Annotated in this window: 20 protein-coding genes; 5 read left to right on the top strand and 15 right to left on the bottom strand. The window is 38.9% G+C overall.

Features of this window, described 5'->3' with window-relative positions:
- Positions 1 to 48 precede the first annotated feature (48 nt).
- From ACLBWE_RS10890 to ACLBWE_RS10900, 3 genes are all read left to right on the top strand, one after another.
- Complete coding sequence (locus ACLBWE_RS10890; protein WP_004642999.1) at positions 49 to 516, top strand: MarR family winged helix-turn-helix transcriptional regulator; 468 nt, start codon at positions 49 to 51, stop codon at positions 514 to 516.
- Positions 517 to 951: 435 nt separating this feature from the next.
- A complete protein-coding gene (locus ACLBWE_RS10895; RefSeq protein WP_045431323.1) occupies positions 952 to 2,301 on the top strand; it encodes a spinster family MFS transporter in 1,350 nt (449 codons plus the stop codon).
- 115 nt (positions 2,302 to 2,416) lie between these two features.
- Positions 2,417 to 3,673, top strand: a complete 1,257-nt coding sequence (locus ACLBWE_RS10900; protein WP_447602839.1) for an OprD family outer membrane porin — start codon at positions 2,417 to 2,419, stop codon at positions 3,671 to 3,673.
- 38 nt (positions 3,674 to 3,711) lie between these two features.
- Here the strand turns inward: ACLBWE_RS10900 and ACLBWE_RS10905 are convergent, their stop codons facing one another.
- The 4 genes from ACLBWE_RS10905 to ACLBWE_RS10920 are packed head-to-tail and all read right to left on the bottom strand — an operon-like array spanning position 3,712 to position 7,547.
- Positions 3,712 to 4,455: an SDR family oxidoreductase gene (locus ACLBWE_RS10905; protein WP_005040180.1), complete on the bottom strand. Its 744-nt coding sequence runs from the start codon at positions 4,453 to 4,455 to the stop codon at positions 3,712 to 3,714.
- A 16-nt stretch (positions 4,456 to 4,471) separates the two neighbouring features.
- Positions 4,472 to 5,170: a histidine phosphatase family protein gene (locus ACLBWE_RS10910; RefSeq protein WP_447602842.1), complete on the bottom strand. Its 699-nt coding sequence runs from the start codon at positions 5,168 to 5,170 to the stop codon at positions 4,472 to 4,474.
- The gene (locus tag ACLBWE_RS10915) at positions 5,167 to 6,288 is read right to left on the bottom strand and encodes a phosphotransferase family protein (RefSeq protein WP_447602844.1); all 1,122 of its coding nucleotides are present in this window, start codon (positions 6,286 to 6,288) and stop codon (positions 5,167 to 5,169) included. The genes ACLBWE_RS10910 and ACLBWE_RS10915 overlap by 4 nt, the downstream gene beginning before the upstream one ends.
- A gap of 17 nt (positions 6,289 to 6,305) precedes the next feature.
- Positions 6,306 to 7,547, bottom strand: a complete 1,242-nt coding sequence (locus tag ACLBWE_RS10920) for an acyl-CoA dehydrogenase family protein (RefSeq protein WP_447602846.1) — start codon at positions 7,545 to 7,547, stop codon at positions 6,306 to 6,308.
- Positions 7,548 to 7,637: 90 nt separating this feature from the next.
- Between ACLBWE_RS10920 and ACLBWE_RS10925 the strand changes: the two genes are divergently transcribed.
- Complete coding sequence (locus ACLBWE_RS10925) at positions 7,638 to 8,558, top strand: LysR family transcriptional regulator (RefSeq protein ID WP_447602848.1); 921 nt, start codon at positions 7,638 to 7,640, stop codon at positions 8,556 to 8,558.
- 43 nt (positions 8,559 to 8,601) lie between these two features.
- On the top strand, positions 8,602 to 9,414 hold the full coding sequence (pcaU, locus tag ACLBWE_RS10930) for an IclR family transcriptional regulator PcaU (RefSeq protein WP_003652006.1): 813 nt from the start codon (positions 8,602 to 8,604) through the stop codon (positions 9,412 to 9,414).
- Positions 9,415 to 9,509: 95 nt separating this feature from the next.
- Here pcaU and ACLBWE_RS10935 read toward each other — a convergent pair whose 3' ends face one another.
- The 11 genes from ACLBWE_RS10935 to pcaC all read right to left on the bottom strand — a co-directional run bounded on the left by ACLBWE_RS10935 (position 9,510) and on the right by pcaC (position 20,516).
- Positions 9,510 to 10,376, bottom strand: coding sequence for an MBL fold metallo-hydrolase (locus ACLBWE_RS10935; RefSeq protein WP_348951395.1), 867 nt, complete (start codon positions 10,374 to 10,376; stop codon positions 9,510 to 9,512).
- 4 nt (positions 10,377 to 10,380) lie between these two features.
- On the bottom strand, positions 10,381 to 10,794 hold the full coding sequence (locus tag ACLBWE_RS10940; protein WP_270904125.1) for a DUF6691 family protein: 414 nt from the start codon (positions 10,792 to 10,794) through the stop codon (positions 10,381 to 10,383).
- Positions 10,795 to 10,798: 4 nt separating this feature from the next.
- Positions 10,799 to 11,212, bottom strand: coding sequence for a YeeE/YedE family protein (locus ACLBWE_RS10945; RefSeq protein ID WP_045125584.1), 414 nt, complete (start codon positions 11,210 to 11,212; stop codon positions 10,799 to 10,801).
- Positions 11,213 to 11,347: 135 nt separating this feature from the next.
- Positions 11,348 to 11,806, bottom strand: a complete 459-nt coding sequence (locus ACLBWE_RS10950) for a DUF6438 domain-containing protein (RefSeq protein WP_016802115.1) — start codon at positions 11,804 to 11,806, stop codon at positions 11,348 to 11,350.
- Positions 11,807 to 12,457: 651 nt separating this feature from the next.
- Positions 12,458 to 14,887, bottom strand: a complete 2,430-nt coding sequence (locus ACLBWE_RS10955; RefSeq protein WP_447602851.1) for a glucose/quinate/shikimate family membrane-bound PQQ-dependent dehydrogenase — start codon at positions 14,885 to 14,887, stop codon at positions 12,458 to 12,460.
- Positions 14,888 to 14,968: 81 nt separating this feature from the next.
- Entirely contained in the window at positions 14,969 to 16,288 is a 1,320-nt protein-coding gene (locus ACLBWE_RS10960; protein ID WP_045431279.1) for a carbohydrate porin, read from the bottom strand.
- A 66-nt stretch (positions 16,289 to 16,354) separates the two neighbouring features.
- Positions 16,355 to 17,806, bottom strand: a complete 1,452-nt coding sequence (locus ACLBWE_RS10965; protein ID WP_447602854.1) for a NosD domain-containing protein — start codon at positions 17,804 to 17,806, stop codon at positions 16,355 to 16,357.
- Positions 17,807 to 17,825: 19 nt separating this feature from the next.
- Positions 17,826 to 18,653 (bottom strand): type I 3-dehydroquinate dehydratase, encoded by an 828-nt coding sequence (gene aroD / locus ACLBWE_RS10970; protein ID WP_231765292.1) that lies wholly within the window; start codon positions 18,651 to 18,653, stop codon positions 17,826 to 17,828.
- A 69-nt stretch (positions 18,654 to 18,722) separates the two neighbouring features.
- Positions 18,723 to 19,352: a protocatechuate 3,4-dioxygenase subunit alpha gene (gene pcaG / locus ACLBWE_RS10975; RefSeq protein WP_003652024.1), complete on the bottom strand. Its 630-nt coding sequence runs from the start codon at positions 19,350 to 19,352 to the stop codon at positions 18,723 to 18,725.
- A gap of 14 nt (positions 19,353 to 19,366) precedes the next feature.
- Positions 19,367 to 20,092, bottom strand: a complete 726-nt coding sequence (gene pcaH / locus ACLBWE_RS10980) for a protocatechuate 3,4-dioxygenase subunit beta (RefSeq protein ID WP_003652026.1) — start codon at positions 20,090 to 20,092, stop codon at positions 19,367 to 19,369.
- A gap of 10 nt (positions 20,093 to 20,102) precedes the next feature.
- Positions 20,103 to 20,516, bottom strand: a complete 414-nt coding sequence (pcaC, locus tag ACLBWE_RS10985; protein WP_005040148.1) for a 4-carboxymuconolactone decarboxylase — start codon at positions 20,514 to 20,516, stop codon at positions 20,103 to 20,105.
- Between the last annotated feature and the right edge of the window lie 3 nt (positions 20,517 to 20,519).

A 20,519-nucleotide genomic window follows, 5' to 3' on the forward strand; every position in this document is an offset into this window, starting at 1 on the left:
ATTTTGTTTATAATAGGATTACCCTTTTTCCTAAGTTATTGCTTAGCTATGCTTGATCATTTAGAACAATTTCTTCCTAATAAAGAACCGTCGAGTATTCAAAATTTCCCTTTTTTTTGGATTTCCCAAGTTAATGGAAAGTATTCTCAACTTATTGAAAAATCAATAAAAAAACTAGGTATCGACAATACACGCCGTAAAATTATTTTAAGTACCAATGCCCTTGGAGAAGCAAGTATTACCGATATTGCTAATCTTTCGACGTTAAAATTAACCACTGCAACCAAAGCTGTATATCGGTTAGTTGAAGATGAAATTGTTGAAGTCTACTCTTCTACTTCGGATGAACGGATCTCAATGGTGAAATTGACCGCTAAAGGTGTTGAGCTGGTTGAACAGATTAATCAGATTAGTGTTGTGACCTTGGCTGGTATTTTGAATGCTTTTTCAGAAGATGAGCTCCACAATCTAAATAACCAGTTGAAGAAATTATTTGATCTTATGCCTTCAAGCTAACTTAGGTCTCTTATTCATCTTGTTTTAAGCATGAAAGAGTAAGCAGAAAACCGATATGAGCTTCTGCTTACTTTTTTTAAAATATCAATATTTATCAAAAATTTAAAATCATAAAACATCATTTTCTTCCTATAAATCATAATAATTTCTAAATTTTCCGATTGTTTAAATACCTATTAGGTATCCAAACATACTTAATAAGTAATGGAATTTTACATATAAAAAGAAAATAATATTTCCATCATATAGGAATTCTAACCCTCTTCTTTAACTATCTTTGTCTGTATATGCAGTTTGTATGTAAGGCAATTCTTCAATCAAACAGGTTATTTATTTTTCAAAAGTTATTGGGGGGACACCAAACTATCTTTTAGGAAACATAGATAGCCGAGATTCAACTTCTCTAAAAGAGTTTTATACATAAGGATTAAGTGTATGAACCAAAGTAATATTGCTGTTGAAAGGACACAAAAGAAAACCAATGCATATGCATGGTACGTGGTCATACTTTGTATGTTGGCCTATATATTTTCATTCATTGATCGCCAAATTCTGGCACTTATGATCGAGCCGATCAAAGCCGATCTTCAACTTTCAGATACCCAGTTTAGTCTATTACATGGCCTTGCCTTTTCACTGTTTTACGCCGTAATGGGTTTACCTTTAGCCTATATTGCCGACCGTTTTTCGCGCCCAAAGCTTATTTCAATCGGTATTATTGTCTGGAGTTTGGCAACAGCCACTTGTGGTTTAAGTAAAAACTTTATTCAACTATTTTTAAGTCGTATGGCTGTTGGTGTAGGCGAAGCTGCCTTATCTCCTGCTGCATATTCAATGTTTAGTGACATGTTCAGCAAGGACAAACTAGGTCGCGCTGTTGGTATCTATTCTGTTGGAGCGTTTTTAGGTGGCGGTATTGCCTTTTTAGTCGGCGGTTATGTCATTAATTTACTTAAAGGCGTGACTTTAATTCAAGTTCCTTTATTAGGCGCACTTAAGGCATGGCAAATCGCTTTTTTAGTGGTGGGTTTACCCGGCATCATTATTGGTTTGTTATTTATTCTGACGGTTAAAGACCCAGCACGTAAAGGTCAGCAGCTGAACCAAAACGGACAAGTTGACCAAGTTAAATTCACACAATGTCTTCAGTTTATTAAAAAGCATTCGAAAACCTTTGCCTGTCACTATTTAGGTTTTACCTTCTATGCTATGGCGCTCTACAGCCTAACTAGCTGGACACCTGCATTTTATATTCGTAAGTTTCAACTCGCACCGACTGAAACAGGCTATATGCTCGGTACCATTCTATTAATTGCAAATACATTAGGGGTGTTTTGTGCAGGTTGGTTAAATGATTGGTTTATCAAAAAAGGACGCCAAGATGCTCCGATGATTACGGGTGTGATTGGTATTGTTGGTCTTATTATTCCAATTTCGTTTTTTACCCAAACAGATCAGCTTTGGTTGTCGGTTAGCTTATTAATTCCTGCGATGTTCTTTGCGTCTTTCCCTCTGGTAATTTCGGCAACTGCCTTACAAATGTTAGCGCCAAATCAATTTAGAGCACGCCTTTCAGCTCTCTTCCTTTTGATCAGTAACTTAATTGGGCTTGGTATTGGCACAACATTGGTCGCAATCATTACAGATAAAGTTTTTGCTAATCCTTTAATGGTTGGCTCATCTTTATCTATTGTCGGTGGGTTCTCTTGTGTGCTGGCTTTAATTTTACTTTTCAAAGGCTGCAAATTCTTTAGTGAAAGTATGAAGCTTGAAAAATTAAATTAATTGAAGAAATCACCCGCTATTTAACAGTGCTCCCTTTAAGAACTTAGGGAGTACTACACAAATATTTCACAATACGTAATGCCTAGGACTGGCGCATAGATTTTGGAAATGGATTATGGAATTATTACACCGCTTTAAACCGCAGCCTTTAGCTATAGCAACTTTAGTATTGATGTGTGGCAATTCATTCGCTGCAAATCCAAATCAGCAGGCTGAAGATGAATGGAAATTCACTTTAAAAAATGCCTACATTAATCGTAATTTTGATAACGATGCACTCAAAGACACAGGTAGCTGGTCTCAGGCAGCCTCTTTATTTTATAAATCGAAAATGCATGACACCCCACTAGTAATAGCAGACAAGCCAATCACCATTGGTGCAGATGCTTCTGTTCAGTATGCAGTACGTTTAAGTTCAGACAAACATGTCGCCGACACCGTTTTACCTTTTAATAAAGAAACACAATCTCAGGCATCAGACTATCTAAAATACGGTGGGACCTTAAAGCTGGGCTATGACAAAACACTTTTAAGTGTAGGTGAACTTTGGTTGGATTTACCCGTAACTGCTGTCGATGCCAGTCGTCAGTTACTCACTTCATATTGGGGAACCAATCTTAAGTCGCAACTTTCAGATCAACTCTATGCCGAAATTGGTCGGGTTGAAAAAGTCTCGCCACGAAATGAAGAAGACTTTAAAAAGTTTTCTTTCACTGCAAATGGAATTACTAAAGAATCTGATGGTTTGAATTATATTGACCTGCGTTATCAATTTACGCCGTCTTTAAAGGGTGAATATTACTTTGGTAATTTAGAGGATCTGTATAACAAGCATTATGTAGGACTTGAGCATACATGGAAGCAGCCAACTTTTGCCCTAACTTCCAAGTTTAAATACTTCAATGCCAAAGATGATGGCAATACTTTTGATATTGATGCGCAGAACATCGGCTTACTTGAAACTGTCAAAGTAAAAAACCATACCTTTGGTTTAGGTTACCAACAAATTATTGGTGAATCAGCTTATCCACTACCAGATGGCTTCTTACCTGAAACCTATTTCATTAACTGGAACGCAACCGGATTCTTTAAAGAAGATGAAAAGTCTTACCATGTGATGTATGGCTACGACTTTAAAGATTATGTACCAGGCTTAAATGCGATGGTGAAATATGTGTATGGCCATGACTTTAAAGCAGCCAATGGCGAGAAAAACCAAGAAACTGAGTCGAACGTGATTTTAAACTATGCGTTTCAGCAGCCGTTCTTAAAAGGTGTTGCTCTGCAATACATTCGCATTGATTACAATGTTAAACATGGCAATGACTTTGGTGAAGACCGTTTATTTGTCAATTACACCAAGAAGTTCTAAATATAAAAAATTACCCCCTAAAATTTAGGGGGTAATTTCTATCCTAATTTATTGACCAACCTTAAAGGCAAAACCTTCATTGCAATACTCATTGGCAACCATGGCCACTGCGGTACATAAGCTTTCACTGGTTGTTTTTCGATAGCTTTGACTAGTGCTTTGCACCCTGTTTTAGCATCGACTTCAAATGGCAAATGTTTAGCACCTTCATTCATTTCAGTGCGAATGTAACCTGGGAAAATTGTAGAAACTTTAATTGGCGTATCCAGTAATTCAGCACGAATACCTTCAGCCAAGTGAGCAACCGCAGCTTTACTTGCTGCATAGGTTGACAAATGTTTTGGTAATCCACGCATGGCACTCATGGATGACATCACCACCAAATGACCTGCGTTTTGCTCTCTAAAAATTTCAACCGCCGCTTCACACTGCGCTAAGGCAGAAATAAAGTTGGTTTCAGCGGTGGCTTTGTTAATTTCAAAATTGCCTTTACCAATACGACGACCATTTCCGACTCCAGCATTGACAATAATTCGGTCCAAATAACCAAACTCTTGCTTAAATGCACGAAAAACTTCGAAAACCTGATCGTAATGAGTCACATCTAGACTTTTTGCAATCACCTGAATGCCATATTCATTTTCAAGTTCGGTTTTTAAAGTCTCTAATCGATCTAAACGGCGTGCACAAATCGCCAAGTTATAGCCTTTCGCTGCAAATTCATGAGCCATACCCGCACCCAACCCAGAACTTGCACCTGTAATTAAAATTGTCTTTGCCATGCTTTTATCCTTATTTTTAAATCCATGTCAGTAAATCTGGACGCTCAGCTTTTATAAAATGATGTTCATTTAAACTTAAAACCTGAGCTTCATTTCCAACTAAGCGTAAAGTGGTGAGACTTGTATTGGTAATTGCCCAGTTCAAGGCAAAAGTTCGATTTGGACTCAGTTCAAGTAATTTGCCAATTGCTACAGAAATCACACCACCAGAGGTAAAAACCACTGCATAACGAGGTTTGGTTTTTGCCAATTCATCACAAAGTTGTTGTAGTGCCATTTCAACTCTGTCTTTAAAATGCGGCCATGACTCATCATATTCATGATGAAAATCGCCATCAGTCCATCGTCCAATTGCGCCTTCGAATATTTTGGCAAGATATGCACGCGGGTTCTGTTCTTGTGCTACGTCAGCTTTTAACAACTCAGGCTGTTCAAAACGTGGTTCATAGCGTGCAAAAACCTGCTGATGATTAAACTCGTTCCATAGACTATTGTGATCAATCACAGCATCTGGAAAGCATTCATTTAATGCGAGTTGTGCAGTTTGCTCGTGGCGCTGCATGGTTCCGGCCACAACATAAGGTTGTTCTTTCAATATTTGCTTAAAGTATTGCCCTAATAAAGTCGCTTGAGCCTCACCATTTTCAGACAACTCATCATAGTTACTTTTACCAAATGATGCCTGTCCATGTCTTACCAGATAAATTGTGGTCATTTTCTTAAAATACCCTGTATTTTCTGTAGAGATTGCTGGGCAAATTCCGATTCTTGAATTTTTTGTTGCCCAATAAGTTTTAAAGCTCTGATATGTAACGCATGAATGACGATCCAGAAGTCTTTAAACGCTGGGTTTCGGGTTTGTTTATGGTAATAGCGGTAATAGATTTGCTGAGCAATCACTGCTAAACGGAATACGCCAAATACCTCATAAAAAGCCCAGTTTTGAGGGTTCAAACCTGTTTTTTTCAGGTAATAATCAACAACTTCTTTACGAGAGAACATTCCCTTTAAATGGGTAGGTTGACGGCGTGTCGATCTGAAAATCATATTATCCGTAGGTTCAACCCAATAGGCTAAAGCACTGCCTAAATCCATTAATGGATCACCCAAGGTTGCCATTTCCCAATCCAGCACGCCAATCACTTCAGTTGGATGTTCTGGATCTAAAATCACATTATCAAATCGCCAATCGTTATGAATAATGCAAGTCGTGGAATCTTGAGGGACATTATCTTTCAACCATTTTCGAACATATTTAAATGAAGGAACGTTGAGCGTTCGAACCTTTTCATAACGCTTATCCCAACCTTCGACTTGTCTACGGCAATATCCTGTACCTTTGCCCAGTTCAGCTAAAGGCGTGTTTTCATAAGGAACTTGGTGTAATTCAATGAGCTTATCAAGCACATTTACACAAAGTTGGTGAACATCCTCTTCATTAAAACCAAGCTCGGGCGGCAATTTTGCACGGGGAATAATACCTTCAATACGTTCCATGACATAAAAATCACAGCCAATAACGGTTTCATCCTGACAAAGTGCCACCATTTTAGGAAGCACCGGATAATAAGGCGCAAGATTTTTTTGCACCATATATTCACGGGCCATATCATGAGCCGACTTCGCTTTTGTTCCTTTTGGAGGACGTCGTAAAATTAAATCGGTATTTTCATACTTTAAACGATAAGTCCAATTTGAAGCACCACCTGTATATTGGGTCACGATTGCTGGGCCAACCAACTCAACACCTTGGTTCTTTAACCAACTTTCAACTGCTCCAATATCAAGTTCTTCACCTTCACGTACTTCACCGCCTATATCAATTACCGACATTCTAATTTCCTTTAAACTTATACTTTCTTATGACGACCGTAACCACGTTTGGCTAACTCTAATTTGGCAATCATGCCTTTATGTACTTCATCTGGACCATCAGCTAAACGTAAACTACGCGCTTGAGCAAAGAAACCTGTTAATGGTGTATCTCTTGAAACGCCCGCTCCACCATGTAGCTGAATCGCCATGTCGACTACTTTTTCTAAAACACTTGGAGCGACCACTTTAATTGCAGATATTTCTGTTAAAGCGGCCATATTCCCTAAAGTATCCATTTTATAGGCTGCATACAAGGTTAAAAGCCGAGCTTGGTCTATCGCTACTCGCGCATCAGCTACCCGTTCGAGGTTCCCACCGAGTTTTAAAATTTCTTTGCCAAACGCCGTTCTAGACATACCACGGTCAATCATCAGTTCTAAAGCTTTTTCAGCAGCACCAATACAGCGCATGCAATGGTGAATACGTCCTGGTCCTAAACGGCCTTGAGCAATTTCAAAACCTTGACCCGCTCCACCAATAAAGTTATCAAGAGGCACTCGAACATTATTAAAATGGACTTCACCATGTCCATGCGGTGCATCGTAGTCTCCAAACACTGGTAACATACGCTGAATTTCAACTCCCGCCGTATCAATAGGCACTAAAACCATGGAGTGTTGATGATGACGGTCTTTGCTTTCATCTGGGGTATGAGCCATAAAAATAATGACTTTGGCATTTGGGTCACCTAAACCAGACGACCACCACTTTTTGCCATTTAAAACGATTTCATTTCCGTCGATGAGCGCAGTAGCTTGCATATTGGTTGCATCACTTGAAGCAACGTCTGGTTCAGTCATACAAAAAACAGAGCGAATTTTTCCGTCCAGTAAAGGCTGTAACCATTGTTGTTTTTGCTGTTCACTGCCATAGCGCCATAACAATTCCATATTCCCTGTGTCAGGTGCGTTACAGTTAAAAACGGTGGGTGCCAATAAACTACGACCAGTCAATTCGGCTATGTGTGCATATTCTTGAACTGATAACCCTGCACCGAGTTTGTCATCTGGTAAAAACATATTCCAAAGGCCAGCTTGCTTTGCTTTAGATTTCAGTGTTTCTAGAAGTTCGGGCCACTGCCATTTTTTCCAGTTTCCATCCGGATTTAGCTCATGAACTTCTTCCCAAAATTGGGCTTCAACAGGTTCTATTTCTTCTTGAATAAATTTTCTTGTCCGCTCGACAAAATCTTGAGCTATTTTTGAGAGTTCAAACATTATTTTTTTCCTTTACATCATTATCTTGCCTTTACATCAACATAACTTGAAACTTAATATGAATGAAATGATTTTATTAAATAACTCATCATGAATAATATTCATAACTTATATGGGCTCGACTTAAGCTTTTTCCATCGAATAGATATCAACTTATATCCGCTTTTTATCGCGATTTATGAGCAAAAAAGTATTTCCAATGCTGCAAGCAGCCTTAATATTACGCAATCGGCAGCAAGCCATGCCTTGCAAAGGTTACGTCAACAACTTGAAGATGATGTATTTATACGTGTAGGTAATAAAATGTCTGCAACGCCCTTTGCAGAACAGATTTACCCCACTGTGAAGCAAGCGCTTTTAACCATTCAAAATATTAGCCAGCAGAAACATGTCTTTGACCCAACCAGTTTAAAAAACTTAAAAATCGCCGTGCACGATGAAATTGAGCCTATTATTCTTCCAAGACTTGCTCAACATTTTCAAAATCTTAATTTAGATTTGCAGTTTGTAAGTATGAAGCTAGATCGAAAACATATTATGACGGACTTGGCGACGCAGCAGCTCGATTTCGTGATTGATTTGGAACAACACTTATCTCCAAAAATTACCTTTGACCATCTGGTAACAGATGAGTTTGTCATTTGCAGTCAACTTAAAGAAGTCGATTTATCTAATTATATCAATGGTCGACACATCGGTGTTTCGTCACGCCGTACGGGTGCTTTACTTGAAGATATTTATTTAAACCAACATCAAAAAATTTCAAGAAATGTATTTATGCGCTGTCAAAACTATTCAACGGCGTTACAAGTTTTGGGAGCTCAAGCTAATGCAATATTGACTATGCCCCGAATGATTTTGCAGCATTTATCCTATAGTTCAGAAATTCGTTTGCATTCACTCCCATTTGAGATAACCAATATCAAAATGGGGATGTTTTGGCATGAAGATTTAAGGGATAATTTAAGGCATCAATTTTTGCGACATGAAATTATTAAACTTTTTCAGTAAAGCAAATTGATCTACTAACGTCTACATCGTACAAGGACCAGTCATGAGTAAAGATGAACGAATAATCCAGAATCAGGACAACAAGAAAACTATTCGTCATGAAGATTACATTGCTGGCATTGGTAAAGGCATGGCAATTTTAGATAGCTTTAGTAGCAATCAACATCGCCTAAACATTTCTATGGCTGCTGAAAAAACCGGGCTTACCCGAGCGGCAGCAAGACGCCATTTATTAACCTTAGAATATCTAGGTTACCTTGAGTCAGATGGCCACTATTACTATTTAACCCCCAAAGTCCTGAAATTTTCAGGAGCTTATTTAGGTGCTGCTCAACTTCCCAAAGTATCGCAGCCTTTATTAAACCTATTAACTAACCAAACCTCTCTTATTTATTCAGTGATGGTACTTGACGGTTATGAAGCCATTACCATTGCACGTAGTGCCGCACACCAACAAACCGACCGCGTAAATCCATACGGCCTACACTTGGGTAACCGCTTACCTGCTCATGCGACCTCAGCTGGTAAAATTTTACTGGCACATTTAAGCCAAGAAGAACAATTGGACTGGCTTCAAAAATACCCACTACAGCGTTTAACCAAATATACGCATATTGAAAACGATAAATTTTTAGAGTTACTACAAGAGATTCGAGAACAAGATTGGTGTTATTCACGTGAAGAACATGAATTAGGTGTTCATGCACTCGCCGTACCTATTTATGGGCAAGACTTTAAAGTCGTTGCAGCTTTAAACATTGTTTCTCCAACCATGAAAACAACTGAAGAATATTTAATTCAACACATTTTGCCTTTATTGCAAGAGACTTCGCGGGATTTGAGACAAGTTCTTTAAGTCTTACTTAGGCTATTTTTATGGGATAAATTTTATTATTTGCTTAGGCTATTTTGTTAAGTGGTAATGATCGGATGAATTTGCTTAGGCTATTTCTAAAAGTAATTAAATGGAATTTTTAAATAACGGATACCATTCGCTTCAGGTTCCGGAAAATTTCCACCGTTCATATTAATTTGAATTGAAGGGAGAATTAATTTTGGCATTGCTAAAGTTGCATCTCTTTCTTGACGCATTTTTATGAATGACTCTTTAGAAACTTGTCGGTTTAAATGAATATTGCTTTGTTTTTGAGTTTTAATGTCTGTCTGGCATATATATTCATCACGACCTTCTGGCTTATAGTCATGGCACAAGAACACACGCATGTTATCAGGAAGTGTATAAAGCTTTTGTACCGAGTCATAGAGCTCAGCAGCACTCCCTTTAGGAAAGTCACATCTGGCCGAACCATAATCGGGCATAAATAAAGTATCACCCACAAAAACAGCATCAGCAATTACATAGCTTAAGCAAGCAGGTGTATGCCCTGGCGTAGGAATGTTATAGGCGGCTATATCCCCTATTTTAAAATGCTCATGGTCTTCAAATAAATAATCAAAAGGCTGATTTTCATTAAATTTTTTAAAATCAAAATTATAAATAGCAGAAAAAGTTTCTTGTACTACTGAGATTTTTTGACTAATGGCAATTGTGCCACCCAATTTAGATTTTAAATATTGAGCAGCAGTCATATGGTCGGCGTGGACGTGAGTTTCTAAAATCCATTGCACTTTAAAGTTTTGAGCCAAGATATAATCGACTATCAGATTAGCATTGGTTGTTTTTGTAGTTGCTGAAGCTGCGTCGTAGTCAAGTACACTGTCAATAATAGCGCATTGATGCGTAACCAAATCCGCAACAACATAGCTAAAAGTATTAGTATTTTCATCAAAAAAATCTTTTACTAAAGGTTGTTGCATAGGTTTAATTTCCTTTATTTAAAACTCGGTAAATAAACATTCCTAATAACATTGCGACAATAAAATAAAGCGCTTCAAAATGTCCTAACCCAATAAGCGTTAAAGCGGGCGCTGGACATATGCCTGCTATTCCCCAGCCTATACCGAAAATAAAAGCACCAACAATTAGCCTTTGGTCAATCTGTGTATTCATTGGTAATTGAATTTGTTCATTAAAAAGTGTTTTTGGACTTTTTATAGCCTTTTGAAACGGAATAAATGCTACAGCAATAGCACCTAACATTACAAACATTAAGCTGATATCCCACTGTCCAAATATATCTAGAAAACTTAAAACTTTTTCAGGATTAGACATGCCAGAGATCATTAAACCCAATGAAAACAAGCTACCAAATATAAAAGCAAAGATATTTTTCATAGGATTACCCCAACACATGACGAATGATATAAACAGTTAACATACCAGCAAACATAAAAACTGCTGTCGCTATCATCGAGCGTTTTGATAACCTGCTCATGCCACAAATACCATGGCCACTTGTACAACCAGATCCTAGTCGTGTTCCAAAGCCCACAATTAGACCTGCTAAAATAAGTGCATATGTGTTGGCTTTGATTTCAATTTCAGGCTGATAAAAATAGCCATATATGAAAGGTGTAATCACCAATCCCGCAATAAACCAAAATGCAGAACTTTTAAAGGTGTCTTTAGTGGGATTTATGATTTGAGCAAGCAATCCACTAATTCCAGCTATACGACCATTTATATATAAATATCCAACTGTTGCGATGCCGAGTAACAAACCACCCAAAAAGGCATAGACAATATTTGACATATAACCACTCTTAATAATATATGTTTTTATAATCTGTATTATACGCTGATTCTTTTAGAAATACTTAAAACAAAACTCTCAAGTATATAATTCTTCTTAACAAGAAAAAGCCCCAATATTTTGGGGCTTTCATCATTAAATTAGATCTTTAATGCCTAATTGTTCAGGCAGCTTTTCCATGACTTTATTCAGTCTATTATTCGCAGGAGAGATACAACCTGTGTAATGGCTTAATTTTGTTTCCGTGCCATTTGGTTGAATCCATGAAATGTAATAGCTAGACATATCAGTTGCAGTTTGCTGGCATCCACCAGTTTTCGCTTGTGTGCCTGTTTCTGGGCGATAAGTTTTTAAATCATCTGCAAGTTTTTGATAGTCTTTTACACTGCCTTGAATTTCTTTAACACCTATAGCTTTAGTATATTGCTTGCCTTCAAAACGAATTAAACCCGTAGGTGCTACTTCTACAGAATAAATTGGGCATGCGCCAAAGCATGGACTAGAAGCATAACGAATAGTTTCTTGTGTATTCGGTGCTTGTTGAACAGATGCACAACCCATCAAAGCTAAACCAGATAAAGTTGCAAGAACCAAAAATCTCATCGTATCACCTATTATTATCAAGTGTCTTTAATTTATCAAATCACACACTTCTTGTCATTAAAGACTATTTTTTGTGATTGTTTTCATTAATTAATACACACCACTGCTTAGGCTATTTTTATAATAATAAAATATTATGATCAAAATCGCATAAAAAAAGGCCCATCTTGCGATGAGCCTTAAGCCAATAAAAGCTTAAATTCCTGAAATACAAATTATTACTGGGTAGTAATAACCTGCGACGACCATTCTAACGTAATGCTATAAATTATATAAATATAATATAAATATATATTTACGATTGTTTTTTCAGCAAAAAGTTCCTACTTTTCAAGACTAAAAAGTTAATAATGTTTATTTCTAATTAAAATTCACAACTTTAAGTTAAACAAAACTTAATAAACAAATAAGATTTATTTATAGGTAAAACATTGTGAAAAAATATCTAACAGTTCGACTACATCTAGTGTTCAAGCGTTATCAATCTTAGGAATATTTTAGGTTTTGCAATAAGTTAAAGCACTTTTTTACTAGTTGGTAAACCTATCTATATAAAACAATAGAACTTACTCTCAAGCTTTAATACAAAAAATATATTAAAGTTAAAGGCAAAAGAGAAATGCACTCTTTTGCCTTATTTAATTACTGTTCTAAGCTATAAGCGACTACATAATCACCATGATCAGGAGACTGACGAGCACCGCCTGCCGTAACAACCACATATTGTTTCCCTGTTTTCGGTGAAACATAGCTTATTGGGGTTCCTTGGCTACCTACTGGCATACGTGATTTCCACAGTTCTTTACCTGTAGATGAATCAAAAGCACGTAAGTAGTAATCTTGCGTTGCAGCAAAGAAGACCAATCCACCTTGTGTTGCCATTGGTCCACCAATAGTTGGCATACCAATTGGTGCTTTTAAGCCCATTTTGATACCCATAGGCCCTGTATCTTCAACCGTGCCTAGCGGTACTTGCCATGCAACTTGACGTGTTTTTAAGTCAATCGCAGTCATGGTACCAAATGGAGGTTTTTGACACGGAATGCTAAGAGCCGACATAAAGCGGTTTTTATTCACTTTATATGGTGTACCTTTCATTGGCACAGCGCCCATACCCGTATTTACTTTCTCTCCACCACTCGCCTGAATCTTAATATCTTCAGGGGTCTGTTCCATTAACTGAATCCATAACCCAAGACGCATATCGTTGACGAACATATAGCGATGTGTCGGATCAAATGCGATGCTACCCCAGTTCATGCCACCCAAAGAACCTGGGAAGCTTAGTGAAACATCAGTGCCTGGTGCAGTAAATAAACCTTCGTAACGCATTGACTTAAAGTTAATACGACACATGAGTTGGTCAAACGGCGTTGCACCCCACATATCTGATTCGGTTAAAGTCTGATTACCAATTTGAGGCATTTCAACTGAACGTGGTTGAGTTGCACTGTATTGCTCACCCGGGATATTGGCAGGCTTAACTGGCTGTTCAATCACTTTAGTCAGTGGTTTACCTGTTACACGGTCAAGCACAAAGAATTGACCTGATTTGGTTCCAATCACAACAGCAGGTTTAGTCGTACCATCTTTCAATGGGAAATCAACTAGACTTGGTTGCATTGGTAAATCGAAGTCCCATAAATCATTATGAACAGTTTGATATACCCATTTTTCTTTACCTGTTGTTGCATCAAGTGCCAAAACAGAAGTGTTGTACTTATGATCTAATGGGTTACGGTTACCACCCCAAATGTCGACAGATGAACTACCCATAGGTAAGAACACCGTATTCATTTGCGGATCATAAGACATTGCAGCCCATGAGTTTGCCGAACTACGTTTATAAGTTTCACCTGGTTTAAGAACATAGTTAGGATCTGGGTTACGTGCGTCAAATGCCCAGCGAAGTTTACCGGTAATCACGTCATAACCACGGATAACACCACCCGGCATATCTGCAGCAACGTTATCGGCAATACGGCTACCCACTACAATGGTTGTACCCGCAATAGTCGGTGCAGAAGTCACTTCAAAACGTGGAGCTTTAGTTCCAGCTCCTAGACCTTCTAACAGATCAACCGTTCCATTTACACCAAAATCAGCACAGCGCTGACCGTTATCTGCATTGACTGCAATTAAACGACCATCAGGTGTATTGGTATATAAACGGCGTGGACATGCCGTATTGGTTGCAACTGTGGTTACTGCATTCGCACCAGCCGAAGTTGGTTGTACAAGTGGCTTAGTCGAATCAAAGTATGCAACACCACGGCAGCGCTCCCAAGCATCCGCTTTAGAGTTCACTTCAGCTTTCCAGAGCTGTTTGCCTGAATCAGCATCGATCGCAAAAATATTATTATGCGGTGTACATAAAAAGACTTTATTCCCAACTTGTAGTGGGGTCATTTGGTCTTCAGCACCATTACCACTACCCGTTGTAAAATCACCTGTTCTAAAACGCCAAGCTTCTTTTAGTTTATGAACGTTATCTCGGTTAATTTGATCGAGAGCAACGAAACGACTACCACCAGCATCATTACCATAGTTTTCCCAATTCACCTGTTTTTTAGCAGGGTCAACTGGCACTAAAGGTAGTTTTTCACCTGAACTTGCTACTGTTGGATGTGGTTGGAACATTTGATAGAACGCAATCAACATACCAACAACAACTAATCCACCTACCGCATAGGATGAAGATGCCAAACCGCTTTGGAATTGGTAACGTCGAATTGAAGGTAAGGTAAATAACAATGCAGCAAATAGACCAGCAGGAAACATTAACCGTGAGAATAACGGCCAGAATTCCCAACCTGCATCAATCAGCGACCAAATTACGGTGCCAACGAAAACAGCCGCAAAAATCCAGACACCAAGCGCCTTTTTACGAAAAATACTAAATGCAGAAATGGTAATAAACAGCCCAGCGACTAGGAAATACCAAGATCCACCTAACGACACTAGCTTTCCACCGCCTACGATGTAAAAAACACCAGTAGCCAATAAAACTAGGCCTAATAGAAAACACCATATTTTGAATAAGATATGAAACTTAGAATCTGACTCAGACATAGATCCTACTCCACATATACTGAACACAATAGTTCAAGCATTTGGGCCAGTTAAACTATGTCTAACCAGCCATCAACATTGTTAAAAATTGACTTTTACGCTAAGACCAGCCACCCAAGCATCATCGACCGCTTTTACACCGGCAGGTTGATGGATATATTGAATGTTTGGACGTAACATAACGGCCGGAGACCATTGATAGGTATAGTTCAACTCGACATTTAGTTCGTCGTCTTGAATTGGAATATAGTCAGATGCAATCGCATCATAGCTATAGTATCCACGACTTTCGTTCGTTGCGATCTGCTTATCTTTAGCACGATCATTGACCACATAATTGGCAATACCAAAACCAATCGAATCATTTGGACGACTATCAAACGGCCCTTTATACCAAAGTGCAAGTTGTTGTGTACTTTGAACAAAAGTGGTTGCTTTATCATTTACAACACCGTTCAAGCTTACGTATAAACCACGTTTAGGGTCTTCACCTTTATGGGTAAGTTGTTGCTGAGCATTAATCCAGAAACTTTGTTTTCCATCATGAACTTTGCCCGCAGTTTTAATGTCATTCGCTTCTGCGGTTGAGTACAACGCCCCTACTTTATATTCACCCGGTAAGCCATTAAAAGCAGCAAGTTTTGGTTTCCATGCAAGCTCAACAGGTATGGTTGCACCCTTCACGTTGTTCATATCCAGATTAAAACCATCACTGTTTGATTCGGTTTTAATGTTGTCTGGATTTACCTCATAAACACCGACACCCAATGTCCACTCAGGCGCAAACTGATATTTAACGTTTGTAGCCCAAACACCGACTGGTGAGTTGTACCAAATTGAACCGATTGATTTTCCTAACTGCCCACCGCAAAGCAATAAGTTCTGAAACTCACATTGAGAACTATTAAAGTCCTCTGACATACCCATACGGCCCACTTTGACCTGTACTGTGTTATCAGCGAAGCCTTTTTTGACCCATGCTTGAGATAAACGCCAGATTTTACCGCGGCCATAAATCTCTTGAGCATTGCCTAATTGACTAGAACGTGGGTCTTTAATCCGCTCTAAAGTGAGTGCATTCCCGTCACGTTTAGTCACGACTAGGCTCGCTGTTGTATCTTTCCATCCAGCAATTTTTTCTAAATCGAAGTTTGCACCTAAAGAAAGTTGTGCAGCATTTTCAAAAGTATTGCTGTCGTTGTAACCACCATCTAAATTTGTGGCAGCTTGGCTCATAATAGAAGCTGTAAATTTATAACCCTGTTGCTCTAGTTGCTGACGCTCACCATTCCAGTCGCCAAGCAACCATTGACGATCTTGCGACCACGGCTCATTCGCAAGCGCAAATTGGCTACCTAATACAGCGATTGTTAATACACTCAGTTTCATTAAATTCGGCATTTTAAGTCCCTTTTATCATTTCTATATTTCTATGCTGCGCCTCAGTTTGAGGCGCTTTCCTTATTGTTATTTAACACTTGTAAAACCAAGCTCAGAAGTTGCACCAAAACGATCAGTGATATTCGCTGTAATTGAGGCAACTTTTACAGTTGGCTTCCAATTCGCTTTTGCGATTCCTTGTGCATCTGTAGCAACTGTTATTGCCCCTAAATATTGCTCAGCTTCTTTTGATGCCGCATTTTGATTACCAAAAAATTCAACTTGGTAACGTTGATTTGGTAAACCATTAACTTCTACTGCAACTGAACCTTTATTCGCAGTTAATTTAGGAGCTTTAATACCCTGATTAGGTTGAGCATTACAGCCTTGTTGATTTGGTTGAGTACATGTTTTTTGTTGTTTAGATGGATCAACAACCACACCACCACCACGAGAACCTACAAATCCTTCGTGCTCAAGTGCAGGTACAGCAAATACAATTGCACCTAAACGCTGATTCGGTACACATGAACCACCCGCTTCACAGCGCTTAATATCTTTACCATTGTCCCAAATCAGGTTTTTAGTCAATGTAATTTTTGCAGTTGCATCTTTTTCAGAGCGAATCGCGACACCAATACGGTTACCATGAACTTTGTTGCTATCGAGAATGTTGCCATCGCCAGTCATGTTAAAACCAATCGAGTTATTGGTCATTTCGTTGTAGGCAATATAATTACGCTTACCCCAGTTAATCTGTAAACCATCCGAATAGTTTTCGAATTTATTACCGACTACGGCATTATCATTACCCCACAAAATTTCAATACCTTGTGATGGCTCTGGGTTTGCTTTAGTTGAAACAAAATGGTTATTTGCAATCAGGTTAAAAGCTGCACCACGGGTTAGTTCTAAACCATCGCCATTGTCTTGGAAGATGTTGTCTAAAACTTTGTTGTTATTGGTCGTGGTTGCCGTTGGGTTACCTTGTCCATCATCACCAGTAAGCATGACACCAGCACCACCGTAGTTATTGCTAATACGGTTGTGCTGAATGAGATTATTGCTTGAACGGTTAACCAATACACCAATACAGAAACGATGAATATCTAGACCTTTTAACGTGACGTTATTTACATCGCGTAGTACTAAGCCCGGTAAAGTCATCGTACGCACATTGGTCCCATACTGTTCAGGGTTTGCGCCTGGGCAAGCTTTCGCACCTTCGCCTTTAATATAGTTTGAACCATCGATAGCGATATATTCACCAGTTTTATCCCACTGGGTACCAATGATTTTGACCGGTGCTTTAATCTCAGGAAGCGCGCTGTTTAATTTGATTGCATAGGGTGCTTTGCCCACTGCCTGAATCAAGATTTCGCTCGCATCGGCTGAGTTAGCATTGGCTTGCTCAATTGCCCAACGTAAAGAACCTTTGTTGCTGTCGTCCTGATAACGGTCAACAACATAAGTTTGCGCAGCAGCTACACCTGAAACCATCAAACCTAATGCAAGAGTAGTTAAACGTAATGTATTCATTTCATCATGTCCTTATGATTTATGGGTTTGTTGGTTGAACGGTTTTTAAAATCTGTTTGAGCTTGGTCACATCAATTTGCCCCGGTGCGGATGCTTCACCAATCATGCCAAAGCTATAACTTCCGCCCATATTGGCTGTTGCAACACGAGAAATCGTACCTAGTTGGCCCATTGACATGGTCAATAAAGGTTTAGTGGTTTGCTGACTTACTTTTAAAGTCGCGTTCATTAGAGTGAAAACGTCTTGTTTAGATTTTGGCATCACTGCAATTTTGAGAACATCTGCGCCCATCTGATCTTGTTTTAACAAGCGTTTTTCAATTTCATCTTGGCTTGGTGTTTTCTGGAAGTCGTGATTAGACATCACAACCAACACTTTCTTTTGATGCGCTTTTTGAACGATTTCTGAAACTACTTTTTGATCACGGAACATTTCAACATCTAACCAGTCCATGAACGGATTTTTTAAATAAGCCTGATAGGTCTTACCATAATCCACATCACTAATTTCAAGTTGACCACCTTCGTTTTTAGTACGAATTGTGGCAATCATTGGCTTATTGCCTAAAATCTTTTTTAATTCGTGACCTAACGCAATGACTTGTTTTGTATCACTAGCAAAACTGAGTAAATCAATACGAAACTCTGCCAAATCAGCATCTGCCGTATTTGCAATAACTTGAGCTTGCGCTAAAGCTTGTTCTTTAGTTTTTGCTGTAATCGGAACAATCGTTTTAACGGCTGTACTCGCAGGTTGTGTTTGAGCGGCTAAAGCAACAGGTTCAGCATTCACCTGAGCTGTAAAAAATGGGAGTGCAAGCAAACTTAAGCTTAATAATGTTTTCATGTTCATATCATTCATCCTTAAAAAGGCTACACGCATCCATAGACGAGCATGTGTAGCCTTGGGTGTTTCTTAAATATCAAAAAATACGGTTTCGTCATCGCCTTGAATACGAATATCAAAGCGGTAAACAACTTCACCATTTTCTTCAAAACGCTTTGCAATAAGAGTTTGACGACGTGGTGCCCATTCAATGCTATTTAAAATCGGGTCATTGGCATTTGCTTCTGCTTCATCTTCAAAATAAACACGCGTATTAAGACCTAAATTAATACCACGAGCGAAAATCACTAAAGCAATATGAGGTGCCTGAGTTGAACCTTTACGGCCTGCTGTAGCGCCCGGTTTAATGGTATTGAAACTCCAAATACCTGTTTCAAAGTCTGCACCAGTACGGCCCCAACCTTGAAAAGCTGGGTCAGCTTTTTGCTCACGTGTATCAGCCTGACTTGGGTAAATACCATTTGCATCGGCCTGCCAAATTTCGATAAGCACATCGCGTAGAGGTAAACCTAACCCGTCAAATACTTGCCCTTCAAGACGGATACGCTGGCCTTGGGTCTGGTCTTGTACAAGCTGGTTATTAAAGTTGTTTTCAAAAACTTCGATATTTGCTTGTTGTGGTAACAAACCAATGTGAACGTAAGGACCACCCGTTTGAGATGCTGTTTCTTTTAATTCCTGAAAATTCCAGTTATTCATGCTAAGGCTCCTGATTAAGTCAATTCGTTTTCGAAGTAAGTCGCTCGACGTCCACGTAAAGTGATGTCAAAACGGTAACAACGGCTATCAGCTTCGATAAAGTTGTTTTTATCTTCTAGTGCAATTAGTGCACGACGTTGATCTTCAGAAGGAATGGTTTTTAAAATCGGACAAGAGTCGATTAAAGTATCACCTTCAAAATAAAACTGTGAAATCAGGCGCTGAGCCCAACCATCAGCAATTAAAGAGAAATGAATATGTGCCGGACGCCATTCATTAATACGGTTACGCCACGGATATGGACCCGGTTTAATGGTACGGAAAATATAAAAACCGTTTTCATCCGTTAATGTACGGCCACAACCACCGAAGTTAGGGTCCATGGCGCCAATAAATTTATCGTTTGGATGACGGTAACGACCTGAAGCATTGGCTTGCCATACTTCTAAAAGCGCATTTTTTACAGGACGACCAAATTGATCACGAACATAGCCATGAACAATGACACGCTCACCAATTGGCAAACCATCTTTGGCATAGTTCAAAATCAAATCGTTATCTTTTGGACCAAACAGATTTGAAGAAAAATGCGGTGCAGTGACTTCAGTTAAAGTCTCGTTAATAGAGATCAACGCATTTTTTGGCGAACGTAATACACTTGTTTTATAACCTGGCGTATACGCTGGTGGATGATCATCTGTATTACGTTGGGCGTAAGCACCCCAGCTATGTTGTGACATCTTTATCTCCTTAATCCTGTTCTTTCGCTGCAACTGGGCTTACTTCTATTCCCAATTCTTTAAAAACTTCTTCAGCCATATGCATTGCAGCGTTTGCAGCAGGTAAACCTGCATAGAGTGAGCTATGTAAGATCAACTCTTTTAAATCTTCTTTGGTTACACCATTGTTGAAGCAAGCACGTAAATGCATGCGTAGTTCATCTTCACGACCAAGCGCCAATAAAATTGCGATAGTCACTAAACTACGTGTGTGACGTGGTAAGCCTGGACGAGACCACACCTCACCCCATGCGTAACGGCTAATAAAATTTTGAAAATCTTGGTTAAAGTCATTCAAGTTCTGCAAAGACCGACCAACGTGCTTTTCACCTAAAACTTCAGTCCGCACTTCAATGCCTTGTTTATAGCGTTCTTCATCATTCATTGT

The sequence above is a fragment of the Acinetobacter sp. M5A5_2a genome (assembly GCF_053345265.1).

What these genes read in the sequence shown, in the direction of transcription:
- ACLBWE_RS10890 (WP_004642999.1), top strand. Translation starts at nt 49, where the DNA reads ATGCTTGATCATTTAGAACAATTTCTTCCTAATAAAGAACCGTCGAGT.
- ACLBWE_RS10895 (WP_045431323.1), top strand. Translation starts at nt 952, where the DNA reads ATGAACCAAAGTAATATTGCTGTTGAAAGGACACAAAAGAAAACCAAT.
- ACLBWE_RS10900 (WP_447602839.1), top strand. Translation starts at nt 2,417, where the DNA reads ATGGAATTATTACACCGCTTTAAACCGCAGCCTTTAGCTATAGCAACT.
- ACLBWE_RS10905 (WP_005040180.1), bottom strand. Translation starts at nt 4,455, where the DNA reads ATGGCAAAGACAATTTTAATTACAGGTGCAAGTTCTGGGTTGGGTGCG.
- ACLBWE_RS10910 (WP_447602842.1), bottom strand. Translation starts at nt 5,170, where the DNA reads ATGACCACAATTTATCTGGTAAGACATGGACAGGCATCATTTGGTAAA.
- ACLBWE_RS10915 (WP_447602844.1), bottom strand. Translation starts at nt 6,288, where the DNA reads ATGTCGGTAATTGATATAGGCGGTGAAGTACGTGAAGGTGAAGAACTT.
- ACLBWE_RS10920 (WP_447602846.1), bottom strand. Translation starts at nt 7,547, where the DNA reads ATGTTTGAACTCTCAAAAATAGCTCAAGATTTTGTCGAGCGGACAAGA.
- ACLBWE_RS10925 (WP_447602848.1), top strand. Translation starts at nt 7,638, where the DNA reads ATGAATAATATTCATAACTTATATGGGCTCGACTTAAGCTTTTTCCAT.
- pcaU (WP_003652006.1), top strand. Translation starts at nt 8,602, where the DNA reads ATGAGTAAAGATGAACGAATAATCCAGAATCAGGACAACAAGAAAACT.
- ACLBWE_RS10935 (WP_348951395.1), bottom strand. Translation starts at nt 10,376, where the DNA reads ATGCAACAACCTTTAGTAAAAGATTTTTTTGATGAAAATACTAATACT.
- ACLBWE_RS10940 (WP_270904125.1), bottom strand. Translation starts at nt 10,794, where the DNA reads ATGAAAAATATCTTTGCTTTTATATTTGGTAGCTTGTTTTCATTGGGT.
- ACLBWE_RS10945 (WP_045125584.1), bottom strand. Translation starts at nt 11,212, where the DNA reads ATGTCAAATATTGTCTATGCCTTTTTGGGTGGTTTGTTACTCGGCATC.
- ACLBWE_RS10955 (WP_447602851.1), bottom strand. Translation starts at nt 14,887, where the DNA reads ATGTCTGAGTCAGATTCTAAGTTTCATATCTTATTCAAAATATGGTGT.
- ACLBWE_RS10960 (WP_045431279.1), bottom strand. Translation starts at nt 16,288, where the DNA reads ATGCCGAATTTAATGAAACTGAGTGTATTAACAATCGCTGTATTAGGT.
- ACLBWE_RS10965 (WP_447602854.1), bottom strand. Translation starts at nt 17,806, where the DNA reads ATGAATACATTACGTTTAACTACTCTTGCATTAGGTTTGATGGTTTCA.
- aroD (WP_231765292.1), bottom strand. Translation starts at nt 18,653, where the DNA reads ATGAAAACATTATTAAGCTTAAGTTTGCTTGCACTCCCATTTTTTACA.
- pcaG (WP_003652024.1), bottom strand. Translation starts at nt 19,352, where the DNA reads ATGAATAACTGGAATTTTCAGGAATTAAAAGAAACAGCATCTCAAACG.
- pcaH (WP_003652026.1), bottom strand. Translation starts at nt 20,092, where the DNA reads ATGTCACAACATAGCTGGGGTGCTTACGCCCAACGTAATACAGATGAT.
- pcaC (WP_005040148.1), bottom strand. Translation starts at nt 20,516, where the DNA reads ATGAATGATGAAGAACGCTATAAACAAGGCATTGAAGTGCGGACTGAA.